This is a genomic window from Bacillus sp. UNC437CL72CviS29 (assembly GCF_000482345.1).
Lineage (GTDB): Bacteria > Bacillota > Bacilli > Bacillales > Bacillaceae_G > Bacillus_A > Bacillus_A arachidis.
On the sequence record NZ_AXVB01000013.1, the window covers coordinates 60,651 to 77,462 of the forward strand.

The 16,812-nt window shown below is 34.1% G+C and carries 13 protein-coding genes and 1 pseudogene; 7 read left to right on the forward strand and 7 right to left on the reverse strand.

Going from position 1 to position 16,812, the window contains the following annotated elements; translation table 11 throughout:
- Nucleotides 1–151 precede the first annotated feature (151 nt).
- Entirely contained in the window at nucleotides 152–790 is a 639-nt protein-coding gene (locus M014_RS0112910; protein ID WP_026592114.1) for a trimeric intracellular cation channel family protein, read from the forward strand.
- Nucleotides 791–933: 143 nt separating this feature from the next.
- On the opposite strand, the gene M014_RS0112915 is transcribed toward M014_RS0112910, so the two are convergent.
- Nucleotides 934–2,238, reverse strand: a complete 1,305-nt coding sequence (locus M014_RS0112915; RefSeq protein WP_026592115.1) for a glycosyltransferase family 39 protein — start codon at nucleotides 2,236–2,238, stop codon at nucleotides 934–936.
- Nucleotides 2,239–2,724: 486 nt separating this feature from the next.
- Between M014_RS0112915 and M014_RS0112920 the strand changes: the two genes are divergently transcribed.
- The 4 genes from M014_RS0112920 to M014_RS0112935 all read left to right on the forward strand — a co-directional run bounded on the left by M014_RS0112920 (nucleotide 2,725) and on the right by M014_RS0112935 (nucleotide 6,599).
- Nucleotides 2,725–3,237, forward strand: a complete 513-nt coding sequence (locus tag M014_RS0112920) for an acyl-CoA thioesterase (protein ID WP_026592116.1) — start codon at nucleotides 2,725–2,727, stop codon at nucleotides 3,235–3,237.
- A gap of 232 nt (nucleotides 3,238–3,469) precedes the next feature.
- On the forward strand, nucleotides 3,470–4,192 hold the full coding sequence (locus M014_RS0112925; protein WP_035415015.1) for a LicD family protein: 723 nt from the start codon (nucleotides 3,470–3,472) through the stop codon (nucleotides 4,190–4,192).
- Between the two features lie 57 nt (nucleotides 4,193–4,249).
- The gene (locus tag M014_RS0112930; protein ID WP_026592118.1) at nucleotides 4,250–5,704 is read left to right on the forward strand and encodes an oligosaccharide flippase family protein; all 1,455 of its coding nucleotides are present in this window, start codon (nucleotides 4,250–4,252) and stop codon (nucleotides 5,702–5,704) included.
- A 73-nt stretch (nucleotides 5,705–5,777) separates the two neighbouring features.
- Nucleotides 5,778–6,599, forward strand: a complete 822-nt coding sequence (locus tag M014_RS0112935) for a glycosyltransferase family 2 protein (RefSeq protein ID WP_026592119.1) — start codon at nucleotides 5,778–5,780, stop codon at nucleotides 6,597–6,599.
- Between the two features lie 50 nt (nucleotides 6,600–6,649).
- On the opposite strand, the gene M014_RS0112940 is transcribed toward M014_RS0112935, so the two are convergent.
- Nucleotides 6,650–7,588, reverse strand: coding sequence for an SDR family NAD(P)-dependent oxidoreductase (locus M014_RS0112940; RefSeq protein WP_026592120.1), 939 nt, complete (start codon nucleotides 7,586–7,588; stop codon nucleotides 6,650–6,652).
- Between the two features lie 56 nt (nucleotides 7,589–7,644).
- Nucleotides 7,645–8,217 (reverse strand): TetR/AcrR family transcriptional regulator, encoded by a 573-nt coding sequence (locus M014_RS0112945; protein ID WP_026592121.1) that lies wholly within the window; start codon nucleotides 8,215–8,217, stop codon nucleotides 7,645–7,647.
- A gap of 129 nt (nucleotides 8,218–8,346) precedes the next feature.
- Here M014_RS0112945 and abc-f point away from each other — a divergent pair, with 129 nt between their 5' ends.
- Nucleotides 8,347–9,939: a ribosomal protection-like ABC-F family protein gene (abc-f, locus tag M014_RS0112950; RefSeq protein WP_081811029.1), complete on the forward strand. Its 1,593-nt coding sequence runs from the start codon at nucleotides 8,347–8,349 to the stop codon at nucleotides 9,937–9,939.
- Nucleotides 9,940–9,996: 57 nt separating this feature from the next.
- On the opposite strand, the gene M014_RS0112955 is transcribed toward abc-f, so the two are convergent.
- Complete coding sequence (locus M014_RS0112955) at nucleotides 9,997–10,872, reverse strand: TetR/AcrR family transcriptional regulator (protein ID WP_026592123.1); 876 nt, start codon at nucleotides 10,870–10,872, stop codon at nucleotides 9,997–9,999.
- Nucleotides 10,873–11,054: 182 nt separating this feature from the next.
- Between M014_RS0112955 and M014_RS0112960 the strand changes: the two genes are divergently transcribed.
- Nucleotides 11,055–14,165, forward strand: coding sequence for an efflux RND transporter permease subunit (locus M014_RS0112960; RefSeq protein ID WP_026592124.1), 3,111 nt, complete (start codon nucleotides 11,055–11,057; stop codon nucleotides 14,163–14,165).
- Nucleotides 14,166–14,190: 25 nt separating this feature from the next.
- Here the strand turns inward: M014_RS0112960 and msrB are convergent, their stop codons facing one another.
- The 3 genes and pseudogenes from msrB to M014_RS0112970 form a co-directional block, all read right to left on the reverse strand.
- Nucleotides 14,191–14,643, reverse strand: coding sequence for a peptide-methionine (R)-S-oxide reductase MsrB (msrB, locus tag M014_RS30625; RefSeq protein ID WP_372440484.1), 453 nt, complete (start codon nucleotides 14,641–14,643; stop codon nucleotides 14,191–14,193).
- Between the two features lie 45 nt (nucleotides 14,644–14,688).
- Nucleotides 14,689–15,156 (reverse strand): annotated as a pseudogene (gene msrA / locus M014_RS30630) (peptide-methionine (S)-S-oxide reductase MsrA); the annotation flags it as partial.
- Nucleotides 15,157–15,406: 250 nt separating this feature from the next.
- On the reverse strand, nucleotides 15,407–16,438 hold the full coding sequence (locus tag M014_RS0112970; protein ID WP_026592126.1) for an AI-2E family transporter: 1,032 nt from the start codon (nucleotides 16,436–16,438) through the stop codon (nucleotides 15,407–15,409).
- Between the last annotated feature and the right edge of the window lie 374 nt (nucleotides 16,439–16,812).

Sequence of the window (16,812 nt, forward strand, 5' to 3'; positions counted from 1 at the left end):
CCCTTCTTATATGTCAGATATTTCGTATCTTCAAACGCTTTCTTTCCCCATTTTTTCTTTTTTTCTACATGTAACGAAAAGTAATTGTTATTTCTAAAACTTTAGTGTATATTTTGCTCTGGAACATCTTTAAAGGGAAGGAATTAGAGCTATGTTATTAATCGAAATATTTACGTTTCTTGGCATTGTTGCCGCTGCCATTTCTGGTACATTAGTGGGTTTAAAGAAAGATTTAGATTTATTTGGTGTCCTTTGTTTAGCTGTAGCTACTGCACTCGGTGGCGGAATTATTCGTGATGTTATGATTGGTAACCTCCCTCCCGTTGCATTTGTACAACCAATTTACTTTTTTGTCAGCGTATTAGCTGCTCTTTTTACTTGTATGTTTTTTGAACGTATTAACAAACTTCAAGTTGTAATTATGCTTTCAGATGCTGTCGGTTTAGGCGTTTTTACTGCTATTGGTGCAAACGCAGCAATGTCGCATCACGTTGATGCTTCATTTTTAGTTGTTTCAATGGGTGTTATTACAGGTATTGGCGGAGGAATTTTGCGTGATATTTGCGCTCAAGATATTCCCTACGTATTCCGTAAAGAAATTTATGCCATTGCTTCTATTTTGGGTGCAATTAGTTTTCTTATTACGCATGAAATGGGTGCACACGTATTAGCCTTTTATATTTGTTTACTAGTAACGTTCACCATACGTGTAGTCACTGTTATATATAATGTACATTTTCCAGTTTTCTTTAAAACACATTCAAAGGCAAATGCTAATAAAAGTCATTAAGAGAATTCAAAGCGAATTCTCTTTATTTTATACTCATTGCCTAAATAAAAAAACTCACCATTTTTATGATGAGTTTTCTTTTCATATATACCTCAGTATGCTCCCGGAAGATATAGGATAAAACCATCCTGTTACGAATGGCTTTATTTTTTGAAAAATAGCTTTTGACAATAGAAAGACAGCATATAAACACCTAAACTTTGTAAAATAAAAATGCTCGGTATGATTAAACTACCGTATACAATATCCTTATTCAAAAGTTTCATTCCAATGTATCCTGTTATAAGTAATAGGAATAACATATAGCCTTCGCTCTTTTGTTTTTGAATAAGGAAATGTAAAAGTGCAATTATCATAAATAAAGTTACAACCATAAAGAGAAGATTTTCACCCTTTAACAGTGCTCCATTCATTCCTTCTGATGATAGTTGATCTATGTTTAACTTAAGAGAAGCTAACCTTTCTGTTTCAAACGCCTTTAATGTTTGATCCATACGTTCTTTCCAACTTTGCGTTTGAACCGTTTCTTGTTTATTGTGCTGTTCCCCAATTAAAACCGATTGCACATATGCATTGTTAGAAATCGTATACTGTTTTATTCCCATTGCTTGAATCCCATAATTCACACTAAAATGTGTCGCATAAAATACAACTAAAATCCCTATTGCCTTTAACAATATATTTTGTTTATCTGCACTTTGGAATATTTCTACTAGTAAAATATACGTAAGTACTAAAATAAGTATAAATACTCCTACTGGATTAATTATATTACTAAAAGCAAATAATACCGCAGCACACACCCATATGTAAGAATGACTCAATCCTTTATGTAGTAATATATAACTCGCACAGTAAAATAAAAATACAGAGAGTGATTCTCCTGTTAACAATGAGCAAGAGAGAATATTAGGCAAATATAACGCGTAAAATAATGCAGCAATCCGACCACATTCCTCTTGAAATAAAATGGTAGCAATTCGATAAATGAAAAACGCCGTACCCATGCAATATAAAATATTACATAATCGTAAAACAAATGTAGCATCGCCAAACACACGAATCAATATTGACTCATATATAATGAAAGGTAATTGACTAATCACCGTTATATTACTGCTTCCTAGCGCAACTTGTTTTGCAGTCTCATACATGGCTCTCACATCACCTATAACTGGGGTATCCAAAAAGAGAACTGCCCCAAGTCTAACGAGTACTGTCATACTCATTAGAAAAATGAGAAACTGTTTATCCGTAAATCGATATTGCAAAATAGAAGCGAGAAGTAAAAAGAGTATAACGAAAATGGATAGTACAATCGTTACGCTCGTGGCACTTCCTCCTAATAATTGCTTGCTCCCCTCAAAAGCGTTCCAGCAAGAATAAGCAAAAAAGGCAAGCATAGTTCCAATAATCATTTTACTAAATCCTGTTTGTATGTGATTCATATGTATATTGCACCTCTATTTCCATTTATAACACAACGATTCTATCACGAATAGACACATGACAGTTAGAAAATTTATCTCTCTATTCGCGGGCAGTAATACCCCCTCCCTAAAATTTAAATGGAAATAGAGGGATTAAATGAGAGATAAACTGTCCTTAAAAACCCAATTGAAAAGGATTCATAATCAATTGAGAATGAAAAAATCCTCACTGATTAAAATTTCACTATATATGACAAAAATAGCACACTCTTTTTTTTACTTGCAATGTAAGCGAAACCTCTTTTACACTACAATCTATACAAAACAAATTTTCTTTCAGTTACCCGCATAGAAATGCAACATTATTCTATTTTAATAAGATCAACTTCTTATCGAATATCGATTGTCTAAATAACAAATAGTATTCAATAGAAGAGATCAATCTTTTTTATACAGGAAATGAGCGTACCACTCTGATTGAAAACGTAAATAGGAGTAGATTATATGGATAAGAAATTTATGAGAGAATCAAAAGCAATTAAAACAACGCGTGTTTTCCCAAATGATTTAAACAATCATCACACCTTATTTGGCGGAAAATTATTAGCAGAAATTGATAGCATTGCATCTATTGCAGCAGCAAGACATAGCAGAAAACATTGCGTAACAGCTTCCATTGATTCTGTTGACTTTTTAACTCCAATCCATCAAACGGATTCCGTTTGTTATGAGGCATTCGTTTGCTATACTGGAAAATCCTCTATGGAAGTGTTTGTGAAAGTCGTTGCAGAAAATTTATTAGAAGGAGAGCGTCGTATTGCTGCAACTTGCTTCATCACATTCGTAGCACTAGAAAATGAAAAACCCTCTTCTGTTCCTCAAGTGCTACCAGAAACAGAAGAAGAACATTGGTTATATAAAACAGGCAAAGAACGTGCACAAAACAGAAAAAATAATCGTTTAAAAAGTAAGGAAATGGCTGCCGTATTAACATTGAATAAACCTTGGAATGTATAAAACTTCTTCCCAAAAGACCATGACTCTCTTAGCGAATATAGTTCCACTATATTCGCTATTTTTTTTAACTATATCTATAAACGTTCTGTCTTACAAAAAAACATATAATTCTCCCTAATCTACATCATATATCTTCCTAGCCAATAGTTGATTTACAAAGTTTATGTGCGGTACACTTATATCCGACGTTATGAATTACCAATATTAATTTATTCAATATGGGGGACATTTCTTGAAACTTATACAATGTATTAAAAATCATTCACTTTATAGAAAAGTAAAATCAATCCCTGTTATTCAAAATTATTCTCAGAATAAAACACTTCGTATTAGAAGAGCAAACATGGAGCAGCATGGATTAAAATCACTCATTCTAATGCAAGAAGCATTTAAATCGGCAGGGCATACATTTTGGTTAGATTATGGGACTTTACTAGGTGCTGTACGTGAAAAAGACTTTATTGGACACGACGATGATATTGATGTTGGAACTTTTTACGTAGATGAACAAATGAAACAAGCTATTGAGGATCAAATGAAAAAAAGAGGTTTTATAAAAGAAAGAGCATTTGTAATCGACGACAAGACCGTAGAGGAAACATATGTCTATAACGGCGTATACATTGATATCTTCTATTACTTTAAAGAAGAAAGCCATAAAATATGGTGTTATTTCTTTGAAGGTGGTAAAAATGTAAAGTTTGGAAATTCAGGAACCACTCGTATTTCAACTGGTTGGAAAACAAAAAAAGCCATCTCTACATTTACAGGCATGAGAACAATTCCGTTCAAAGGTGAAACGTTTACTGTTCCTAGTAATTATGAAGAATATTTAATAGACAACTATGGTCCAAATTATATGATTAAAAATGCAAATTGGGATTCTTCTAACTCTGCTTCCAACATTGAATTACTTCCAATAGAACATGCAAAAGGAATCTATTTTAATAACTAATATAATTTATTATGAAAGATACTGACGTAACTTTCATGTATGTAGAAAGGTGAAATCATGCAAAAGTCACTTGTCTCAAATATTTTCTATAAAATATTGCTCAATACCTTTAATATCATACTTCCCATTTTAGTTGGTCCATACGCATATCGAACGCTCGGAGTCGATTCTATGGGAACCGTTAATTTCTCTGAAACTATTTTTAATTACTTTTTCATTTTTGCTGTATTTGGTGTATATCAATATGGACTACGTGAAATCAGTTTAGTGAAAAACGATAAGAAGAAAGTTTCACAATTGTTCACGAGTCTATATGTGATTAACTTTACAACCAGTATCCTGGCTTTAACAGCCTTTTTATTATTTAGTTATATTGGATACGGGAACCAGGATTTATTCCCTGTACTTCTCATTTTCGGATTCAACTTTATCTCAAATTTATTTTATGTAGAATGGTTTAATGAAGCACATGAAAATTATGATTTCATTACGAAGAAAACCGTTGTTGTTCGTTTGATTTATGTTGTGCTTCTTTTTATTTTTATTCATGGAGCAGATGACTATAAGCAATTTGCCGGTTTATTAGTTCTATCAACATTTTTAAACCATACTATTAGTTTTATATATGTGAAGCGCCAAGTTAAGTTTGATTTTTCCAATTTAACAATTATTCCACATTTAAAGCCTTTATTTTTAGTTGTCATTTTTTCAAATGCTAATATTCTATACACACAACTAGACCGCTTTGTTTTAGGAGAATATGCTGGAAAAGCTGAAGTGGCTTTCTATGTAATGGCCTTTCAAATTATGACCATTATTAATACACTTATGTTAAGTGTTGTACAAGTTACAATTCCAAGACTTTCTTATTTGTCAGGAAACGCAACTGAAGAAGCATATGAATCGCTACTAAATAAAATTTCAAAAGTATATTTTATTACGCTATTTCCTGCAGCAATTGGATTAATGCTTATTGCTCATGAAGCTGTTGTCATTTACGGTGGAAAGGAATATGCTGGAGCTGGTAACACATTAATTATTTTTGCATTTTATATGATTTCAGTAGGGATCGAATCAATTTTATCAAACCAAATTATTTACGTAAAAAAGAAAGAAAGCATTTTAGTGCGCTTTTTATTCATTTGCGGGTTCATAAACCTTGCATCCAATATCGCACTTATATATTTCCACGTACTCACACCAGCAACAGCAATTTTCACAACAACAATCGCTAACTGTTTGTTAATTACACTTGAGTATATTTATGTGAAAAAGAAATTAAAAGTCAATTACACATTGTTCGATATACAGAAACTAAAATACATGTTCTATTCACTGACATTTTTACCAATAGCGTTCTTAGTTGATACGGTAATTTCGGAACAAATTCTACAAGTTATCATTACAATATTAGGATGTGCATTAGCTTATGCACTTATCCTATTCATAGTGAAAGATGAAATTCTCTATATGCTATTAAACAAAATGAAGACAAGATTTAAAAGAGCTTAATGTAGATGAAATAAGAAAACAAACTATTTTTCTTCATATGAACAAATGAACCTTCTTGAAGGAGCTGTTATAATTGAAATTCTCTTTAATCATGGCCACTTGTGGCAGACGTGATGATATTCTTGACTTACTAAAATCGTTAGAAAAACAAACTTATAAAAACTTCGAGCTCATTGTAGTTGACCAAAACGATACACCAATTTCTGATCTCTTTGAAGATTATAAGGAAAAGTTCGCAATCAATTATATTTACACGCCTATTAAAGGATTATCTCGTGCCCGTAATACAGGGTTAAAAGTGACTGATGGCGATATTATTGCTTTTCCAGATGATGACTGTGTTTATGAAACAAACGTGTTAGAAAGTATACTCGAAACATTTGATGCTAATAAAAATATTCAGTTTGTCTCGACAAACACTACAAATGTTGAAAAAACCGGATCATTAATACATGCTCCAAAAACAAATATTATGTTAAATAATAAATATGGATTCATAGGTCCTTCTTTTGCACTATTCTTTACGAAACAATTTGTACAAGATGTTGGTACATTTGATGAAGACTTAGGTGTTGGATCTGGAACAATTTATGGAGCTGGTGAAGAAACCGACTTCGTACTGCGCGGTATGAAAAATGGATATACCGGACTATTTAGAAAAGACTTATTCGTATACCATCCCGTAAAAGAAGAAGTGATTAATGAGCAATCATTAAAAAGAGCCATTTCCTATGCCGGCGGTTTCGGGAGAGTTATTCGTTTACATTATGGCTTCCCTTACTTTTTACGTGCAGTTGCAGCTGCTGCATTCCGTATAACACAAAACATTTCAAACGATAAACGTAAATTCCATGCAAATCGCTTAAAAGGAATCGTTCGAGGATATTTTAAATAGAAAAAAAGAAGAGCGCCGTTCAATATTAGAACAGTTTACTCTTCTTTTTTTTATCTAGTTTCCCTCTTCAAAAACGAAATAGTCTCCTTTAATCCATCGCAATAAGGTGTCATTGGTATTTTACCAATATAGTTCTCATATTTTTCTCCACTCAATATAACTGGCTCTTCTATCAAATACAGCATTTCTACAAACTCCTTCATTTGTTTATCAAATAGGCCAAGCATTCTAATCATACGTTTTTTTACAGTCATTATAGGCTTTGTGTATCCAGTTAATTCTCTTATATACCCAATCATCTCTTCTCCTGTAATTACGCCACATCCTGGTATATTCCAGTTTTGTCCGTATGCATCATCACATAATGCTAGTTCAACAATAGCATTAGCTCCATCTGGCGTATAAATATATTCCCTTGCAATCCCTTTATCCCCAACAAAGCTAGATATTTTATTTTTAAGAACACCTTGTAGTGTATGATGAACAAGTGTACTTTCCGCATTCGGGCCATAAAAATCTGGAAAATGAGCAATAAGTACTGGTACCCCAGCCTGTTTCGCCATCAATTCAAGTTGCAAACGAATTTTCCCCTTCTTTGTATGTGGATTCTTTTCATCCTCTTCCGTTACCTTCTCTCGCCCCTGCCTTCCATACCCATAAATGTTATCTACCATCGCTAATTTAGCACCGTAATATTTCGTTGTTTCTAATATATTCTTTAGTAACTCCGGTTGTTTGGTCTCCCAGTCTGAATATGGAATATTTACAGCATGAAATATAACATTTACACCTTTTGCAGCTTCCATTATATTTGCTCGCTTAAATACATCTCCCGCTATTATGTGTACTCTTTCCTCATCGTAAAATAACTTTTCTAGTTTCTCCTTATTTCTCGCAAAAGCAACTACATCAATCCCTCTCCTACATAACTCCTTTGTAATTGCATACCCCATTGCTCCAGATGCCCCCAATACTAGCGCCTTTTTCATCATCATATCCTCCTTTTAATTAACCACTGTTCAATTAATGTTAAAAAGAAAATCACTTACATAAGAAGCGATTTTACAATGAAGTCCACATGTGCATTAGCCAAATTTCGTACATCTTCAAACGTTTGAACATTTCTACAATAATGTGAAACAAACCCATGTAATGATAAAAAAACAGACCATATAGTCATTATACTTACCTTCTCATTACATAAGGAAGATACAACATTAGCAAACTTGTTATAACTGGCATTTGGCTCATTTGCTAGACATTCTTTTAATTCTTCATCTTTAATCAAAAACATAATTTCATAATGACTTTGATTTCGTAGACCAAATTCAATAAAACCCAATAAAACGGCTTTTAATTGCTCTTCTCTCTGTAAATTTTGAGCAATCGTTTCATCCAATTTTTGATCCAATAATTGAAAATCTTGCTCAACCATCGCATAAAAAAGTTCTGCTTTATTTTTAAAATGATAATAAATTGAACCATGGCTATACCCTAGTTCTCCCGCAATCTTACGCATTGAAGTATGCTGATACCCTTGTTTTATAAATAAATCTCTCGCTGCATTTATAATCATTTCTCTTGTTAACTCTTGTTTAACCGCTCTTCTTGGTGACATTTTTTATACCTCACACTTTAATTAACCACTGTTCAATTACATTATATTCCTTTTTTAAAAATATGCAACCCTATTCTTGTAAAAATATACATTTCGAAAGGATAGCATTATATACAAGAATTTAGTATCATGATTCAAGATACTATTTTGAAATGGACGGGGGACAATATGAGCTTATTAACAGTTGAAAATTTAGGTCATACATTTGGTGATCGCACACTATTTAAAGACGTATCAATGCGTTTATTAGCAGGTGAACATGTTGGATTAGTTGGCGCAAATGGCGTTGGTAAATCAACATTTATGAATATTATTACTGGACAACTTATCCATGACCAAGGACGCGTAGAGTGGACACCTGGTACAGATTACGGATATTTAGACCAGCATACAATCTTAACACCTGGCAGAACAATTCGTGATGTTTTAACAGATGCATTCCTACCTTTATTTGAGAAAGAAAAAGAACTCAATATCGTTACAGAAAAAATGGGGACAGCTACACCAGAAGAATTAGAAGAACTTCTTGATCAAATGGCAGAAATTCAAGATGCACTTGAAGCAGGCGGTTTTTATTTACTAGATATTAAAATCGAAGAAGCAGCACGAGGCCTTGGAATTGATGCAATTGGTTTAGATCGTGATGTTTCTGCACTAAGTGGTGGACAACGTACAAAGGTATTGCTTGCAAAACTTTTACTTGAGCAGCCAGAAGTATTATTACTGGATGAGCCGACTAACTATTTAGACGTTGAACACATTCAATGGTTAACAAATTATTTAAAAGAATATCCACATGCGTTCCTTTTAATTTCTCATGATACGGAATTTATGAACAAATGTGTTGATGTTATTTTCCATCTAGAATTCTCAAAAATGACGCGTTATACAGCGACGTATGAGAAGTTTTTAGAGCTTGCAGAAATCAATAAAAATCAACATTTAAACGCTTATCAAAAACAACAAGAATTCATCAAAAAGCAAGAAGATTTCATTGCGAAAAACAAAGCTCGTTATTCTACGACAGGCCGCGCAAAAAGCCGTCAAAAACAGCTTGATCGTATGGAGCGTATTGATCGCCCAGAAACAGCGATTAAACCAGAGTTCTCTTTCAAAGAATCTCGTGCAAGCAGCCGCTTTGTCTTTGAAGGAGAGAACGTAGAAATTGGTTACACACATCCGTTATTACCAAAATTAACAATGACAATTGAACGTGGTGAGAAAATTGCAATTGTTGGATGTAATGGTGTTGGTAAATCAACATTACTAAAAACAATCTTAGGTAAAATTAATCCATTAAGTGGGAAAACAAGCCTTGGTGACTTCTTAACACCAGCCTACTTCGAACAGGAAGTAAAAGCTGATAACATAACGCCTATTGACGCCGTATGGAATACATTTCCAAGTTTAGACCAACATCAAATTCGTGCTATGTTAGCGAAATGTGGTTTAAAAAATGAACATATTACTCGTCCACTAAACCAATTAAGTGGTGGAGAACAAGCCAAAGTTCGTTTATGTAAATTAATGGGTGAAGAAAGTAACTGGTTATTATTTGATGAGCCGACAAACCACCTTGATGTTACAGCGAAAGAAGAATTGAAAAAAGCAATGAAAGCATACAAAGGAACAATCCTTCTTGTATGCCACGAACCAGACTTTTACCAAGATTGGATAACGAAAGTTTGGAACGTAGAAGAATGGGCGCAAGCTAGTAATTAATAAAAAGGTGAACCACAGTGGTTCACCTTTTTATTACTATGGATGGATTTATCCATTTCATGTGATTTTTATATGATAATACCCTGCTAACCTCAATCGAAAATCTTTGAAATTAGCATATGATTTCAAGTTCGCTAGCATTCCTTGAATCACTGGTATTCTTGGATTTGGCAACCTCATTTCGGCTTCCAAAACATCTAGTGTAACTAACAATTCATCATTTTCTAACTGATCTGCCAATGTGCGTTTAAACATAATAATTTCCTGTAAAAAATGTTCCTTTGCTTGCTCTTTAATAAGCTCTGAACTACCAAATAATTGGTTCATTTGCTCTTCCTGCAAAACGGGTATGTCCTCAGAATATACAAGCCCCTCTACAAGATCATCTATTCTCTTTAAAATAAATGTAGAGACGTGAGGTATATCAATTTCAGCTACATTAAAAATAATTAATTCTAAATAACTTCGGCATATCCCCTCTACCATAAACACAAGGTCTAATACATATGGAATAACCTTTTCACCATAAATAGATAATAAGCTATTTCGATAAAAGGCATGCGACTCTAACTTCATTTTCATCATAAAAGCTTCTACTTCTTTATTAAACGGGATTGCATTTTCTCTCGCAAGTATAATAAGAAATTCCTTATGTTCTTGGACATCATTAAACTGGCAATACAATTGCTTTTCAAACTTTTCACGTGGTAGCAAAGATTCTTCATCAATAGCCATCGTCTTGTTGTAGATTTTGTCATAATAATATTGAATTGTCGCTAATAACAATTCATCTTTTGATTTGAAGTATAAATAAAATGCTCCCTTCGATATTCCACACGCTGTTACGATTTCTTGCACTGACGTTGCATTCATACCCTTAGTTGCAAATAACTTTATTGCCATTTCGATAATTAAACGTTCTTTTTCTTTCATTTTTTCTCTCTCCTATTTATTCAAAAACGCTTATACCCACATTATAAAATTCTATCATAACATTACAATTTTTTTCATTTTACCATACCATGCTTTTCTATTGACTACTGACCGCGCAGTCAGTTATATTATGTATTAGACTGACCAGTTGGTCAATGTTAATTATAAAAAGGAGTGCAAACATGAACAAAATTATTAACTTTTCGTTAAAAAACAAGTTCGCAGTTTGGCTATTAACCATTCTCGTTACCGTGACAGGGATTTATTCTGGACTTAATATGAAACTAGAAACAATCCCTGACATTACAACACCTGTTGTAACAGTAACAACGGTTTATCCTGGTGCTACACCAGCGGAAGTAGCCGATAAGGTATCAAAACCGATGGAACAGCAACTGCAGAATTTAAGCGGCGTCAATGTTGTCAGTTCTTCCTCTTATCAAAATGCCTCTTCTATTCAAGTAGAATATGACTTTGATAAGAATATGGAGAAAGCTGAAACCGAAATTAAAGAAGCACTTGCGAATATAAAATTACCAGAAGGCGTGCAAGATCCAAAAGTTTCCCGAGTAAACTTTAATGCCTTTCCTGTTATTTCATTAAGCGTAGCAAGTAAAGATGAATCTTTAGCTTCCTTAACTGAAAAGGTTGAAAAAAATATTGTTCCAGGATTAAAAGGACTTGATGGCGTTGCATCTGTTCAAACTTCGGGACAACAAGTAAATGAAGTACAACTTGTCTTTAAAACAGATAAAATGAAAGAATTAGGGTTAAGTGAAGATACTGTTAAGAATATCATTAAAGGCTCTGATGTATCTCTACCACTTGGACTCTATACATTTAAAGATACGGAGAAATCCGTTGTTGTAGATGGTAATATTACAACAATTAAAGCTTTAAAAGAAATGAAGATTCCTGCCGTCCCTTCAGCGGCAAGTGGTCAGGGTAATCCAGGGGCTAGATCTCAAGCACCACAGATGAATCCAGCTGCAGCTAATGGGATCCCTACTGTTGCATTAGAAGAAATTGCTGATATTAAGGAAGTCGGAAAAGCCGAATCTATTTCGCGTACAAATGGTAAGGAAGCCATCAGCATTCAAATTGTCAAAGCAGCTGATGCAAATACAGTTGATGTCGTAAATGCCGTAAAAGACAAAGTAAAAGACTTTGAAAAAAAATATAAAGACTTAGAAATTATCTCAACATTTGACCAAGGTGCACCGATTGAGAAATCAGTTGATACAATGCTGAGCAAAGCAATCTTTGGTGCCATCTTTGCTATTGTCATTATTATGTTGTTCTTACGAAACATCCGAACAACATTGATTTCTGTCATTTCTATACCACTTTCTTTATTAATGGCTATTTTAGTACTAAAACAGCTGGATATTACACTTAATATGATGACGCTTGGAGCAATGACCGTTGCCATTGGACGCGTTGTCGATGATTCAATCGTTGTTATTGAAAATATTTACCGACGTATGTCCCTATCAGAGGAGAAATTACGAGGAAAAGACTTAATTCGTGAAGCAACAAAAGAGATGTTTGTTCCAATTATGTCTTCAACAATTGTAACAATTGCTGTCTTCTTACCACTTGGACTTGTAAAAGGTATGATCGGTGAAATGTTCCTACCATTCGCTTTAACAATTGTGTTTGCCTTGTTAGCTTCATTACTTGTAGCGATTACAATTGTGCCGATGTTAGCTCATTCCTTATTTAAAAAGGAAAGCATGAAAGAAAAACAAGCACATCATGAAGAAAAACCAAGCAAATTAGCAAACGGCTATAAACGTGTGCTTGGTTGGGCATTAAACCATAAAATCATTACATCTAGCATCGCTGTTCTTTTATTAGTAGGTAGCCTTGCACTTGTACCAATTATCGGTGTAAGTTTCTTACCATCTGAAGAAGAAAAAATGATTATTGCAACGTATAATCCTGAACCAGGACAAACATTAGAAGACGTTGAAAAGATAGCAACAAAAGCTGAAAAACACTTCCAAGATAAAAAGGATGTAAAAACAATTCAATTCTCATTAGGCGGAGAAAACCCAATGAGTCCTGGTAAAACAAATCAAGCTATGTTCTTCGTCCAGTATGATAATGACACGAAGAACTTTGAAAAAGAGAAAGAACAAGTCATTAAAGACTTGAAAAAGATGACAGGAAAAGGTGAATGGAAAAGCCAAGACTTCGGGACTAGTGGCGGTAGCAATGAAATTAAGCTATACGTATACGGAGATAGTTCAGAAGACATCAAACCTGTCGTTAAAGATATTCAAAGTATCATGAAGAAAGAAAAAGACTTGAAAGATGTCGACTCTAGTATTGCAAAAACATACGCAGAATACACATTAGTCGCAGATCAAGAAAAACTAAGTAAAATGGGGCTAACCGCTGCCCAAATTGGAATGGGACTTTCTAATCAACATGATCGCCCTATTCTTACAACAATTAAAAAAGATGGTAAAGATATTAACGTTTATGTAGAAGCAGAAAAACATGATTATGAAACAATTAATGATTTAACAGACCGCAAAATTACAACACCACTTGGCAACGAAGTAGCCGTTAAAGATGTTATGACTGTAAAAGAAGGTGAAACTTCCAATACAGTAAAACATCGCGATGGACGTGTTTATGCTGAAGTAAGTGCAAAATTAACATCCGATGACGTTTCAAAAGCATCTGCTGCCATTCAGAAAGAAGTCGATAAAATGGATCTTCCCTCTGGTGTAGATGTTACCATGGGCGGCGTTACAAAGGATATCCAAGAATCATTCCAGCAACTTGGTTTAGCGATGTTAGCTGCGATTGCCATTGTATACTTCGTCCTTGTCGTTACATTTGGCGGTGCCCTTGCACCACTCGCAATTCTATTCTCGCTACCATTTACAATTATCGGTGCCCTTGTTGCACTCTTAATCTCTGGTGAGACATTAAGCGTATCAGCGATGATTGGTGCCCTTATGTTAATCGGTATCGTTGTAACGAATGCTATCGTGCTTATCGACCGTGTTATTCATAAAGAGCGCGAAGGCCTATCAACGCGCGAAGCATTATTAGAAGCTGGCGCAACACGCTTACGTCCAATTCTAATGACTGCAATCGCAACAATTGGCGCTCTTATCCCACTTGCACTAGGATTTGAGGGCAGTGGATTAATTTCTAAAGGCCTTGGAGTAACGGTAATTGGTGGATTAACAAGTTCAACATTATTAACACTCCTTATCGTTCCAATTGTGTATGAAGTACTCAGCAAATTTAAAAAGAAAACTGTAGAATAAAAAAATAACCTCGCGCGCAGCGAGGTTATTTTTTATTTCCAAACAAAATGAGAAAATCTCCATAGCCTTCTTTTTCTAATTCCTCTTTCGAAATAAAGCGAATTGCCGCTGAATTAATACAATAACGGAGACCATTTGGACCTGGTCCATCTGGGAATACATGACCAAGATGAGAATCTCCTTCCTTACTTCTTACTTCCGTACGCGTCATATTGTGACTAACATCCAGTTTCTCTTTTACACTAGCTGACATAACCGGCTTTGTAAAACTTGGCCATCCGCATCCGCTATCAAATTTATCTAAAGAAGTAAATAGTGGTTCACCGGAAACAATATCTACATAAATGCCTTCCTCTTTATGATCCCAATATTCATTTTGAAAAGGCGGTTCTGTACCATTTTCTTGCGTTACATAAAATTGCATATCTGTTAATCGTTCTTTTAAGTGCGCATTATCTTTTGGCCAATGTTTTTTAATAAAAGCATCCCGACCTGATCCTTGACGGTATAATTCATAACGGAAAGCATTCTTCTTGTGATAATCTTGATGATACTCTTCAGCTGAGAAGAACGTAGTAGCCGGAAGAATTTTTGTAACAATTGGTTTAGAAAAACGACCGCTCTCAGCAAGTGCCGTTTTTGAATCTTCTGCTTGTTCACGTTGCTTCTCACTATGATAAAAAATTACAGTTTCATAAGAATGTCCGCGATCATGAAATTGACCGCCAACATCTGTTGGATCAATCTGTCTCCAATATATGTCTAGTAATTTTTCATATGGCATTTTATTTGCATCGAATGTAATTTGTACCGCTTCATAGTGCCCTGTCGTTTCTGAGCATACTTCTTTATATGTTGGATTCTCTTTATGCCCGCCCGTATAACCTGAAACAACCTTAATGATTCCTTCCATCTCTTCAAATGGTGAAACCATACACCAGAAACACCCTCCAGCAAATGTAGCAAGCTCTACTTTTTTATTTATAGTCAATTTGCATCACCTCACTATTTATTCCGCCTTAACGGGCAGTAAGCCCCCACCTCAAGGTTCAGATAGAAATAAGGAAGGTAGGTGGCTGATCAACTGCCCGTAAAAGTCTGATTGGTTCAACTAATAATCAGTGGGGGATGAAGAAAATCCCCACTGATTAAAGTTTCACTTTATTCTTTCTACAGTATGGCATATAAAGATAGACAATATGAAAGAAAAAGCATCGGCGCCCGATGCTTTTTCTACTTTATTATTCAGCAAGATCCATTTCTTTTTCATCACTCGTTACATCCAACACATCTAATAAAAACATAAAGATTGGGATACCGATAATCAGTCCCCATACACCTAAAAAGTGTTCTGAGAAAATTAATACCATAAATGTATAGAAAATCGGTAAATTAGTTTTTTGCGACATAAATTTAGGATTTAAGACATAACTTTCAAGTGCATGAATAACACCAACAATTATTAAAATATACACTACATAAGTAATGCTACCAATATTATAAGCAATCATACAAAGTGGAACGAGCGAAATGATTACACCAGCTACCGGAATTAAACCAAGTAAGAAAATCATTAGCGCTAATCCGAGTAATTGTGGAAATCCTAAAATCCATAACGCAATCACTGATAAGATACAATTAACAATTGCAATTAGAAATTGCGCTTCAATTACTTTTCCAAATGAACGAGCAAACTTCTTTCCAAAATATTCAATTTCGTTATAAAAAATTGCAAGTCTACTCTCTTTAAATTTCGCAGTAAAAGCTACAATACGAGCTTTTTCAAGTAAGAAGAACAAACTTAAAATGAGTGAAAGTAAAAATTGCAAACCAAATTTCCCGACATTGGCAATAGACTTATAAAGAATATCTACACCTTGCCCCACATATTTGGAAAGCTCCATATGGTTAATAGCATTAATTGAAGCCTTTATAATCTCATTATCAGGTGGATTTTTAAGGAACACATTGAACTGGTAGATCAATTGTGAAATTTGTACCGTTAATACCGGTAGATATTTAAATAATGTAATGGAGATCCCACCAACTAACAGTACATATAAGAATGCTATAATAATTTTCCGATTAATCGGCATAAAGTTATTTAATTTCCGAGAAATAAACTTTTGGAATCGATCCATTAAATACGTAAAAATGAACGTAATTAAAATTAAATTAAACATACTTTTTAGCCCGTATAACATAAGGGCTAGTAAGAGTAATACAAGTAACCTCTGAAATCCTTTGCTTTGAAACAGGTTTTTCATTTGCATAATCGACGAGTGATCTCTCCTGTCCTATAAAGTGAAACTTTAAAAAGTGGGTTTTCTCTATCTTCCCCCTATTATCCTCCCTCATAAATCGGGCTTTCCCAGGCAACTTATTCTCTACTTAAATTTTTTGCTGACGCTAGATTTAAGCTCTAGATATTACTGCCTGTTAACGTGTAATAAATCCTGTTACTTTCTATTTTACAATACAATCATCCTTTTCAGAACGCATTCTATAAAGTATTAATGAAGATTTAAGGAAAATTCTTTTTTTCTCGTATAAAAATAGGTCTTACCATTACTGTAACACAAAAAGCGAGCTATCAATAGAAATCTGTTCTACTAACAGCTCGCTTTTATACTTTTTATAAATTATA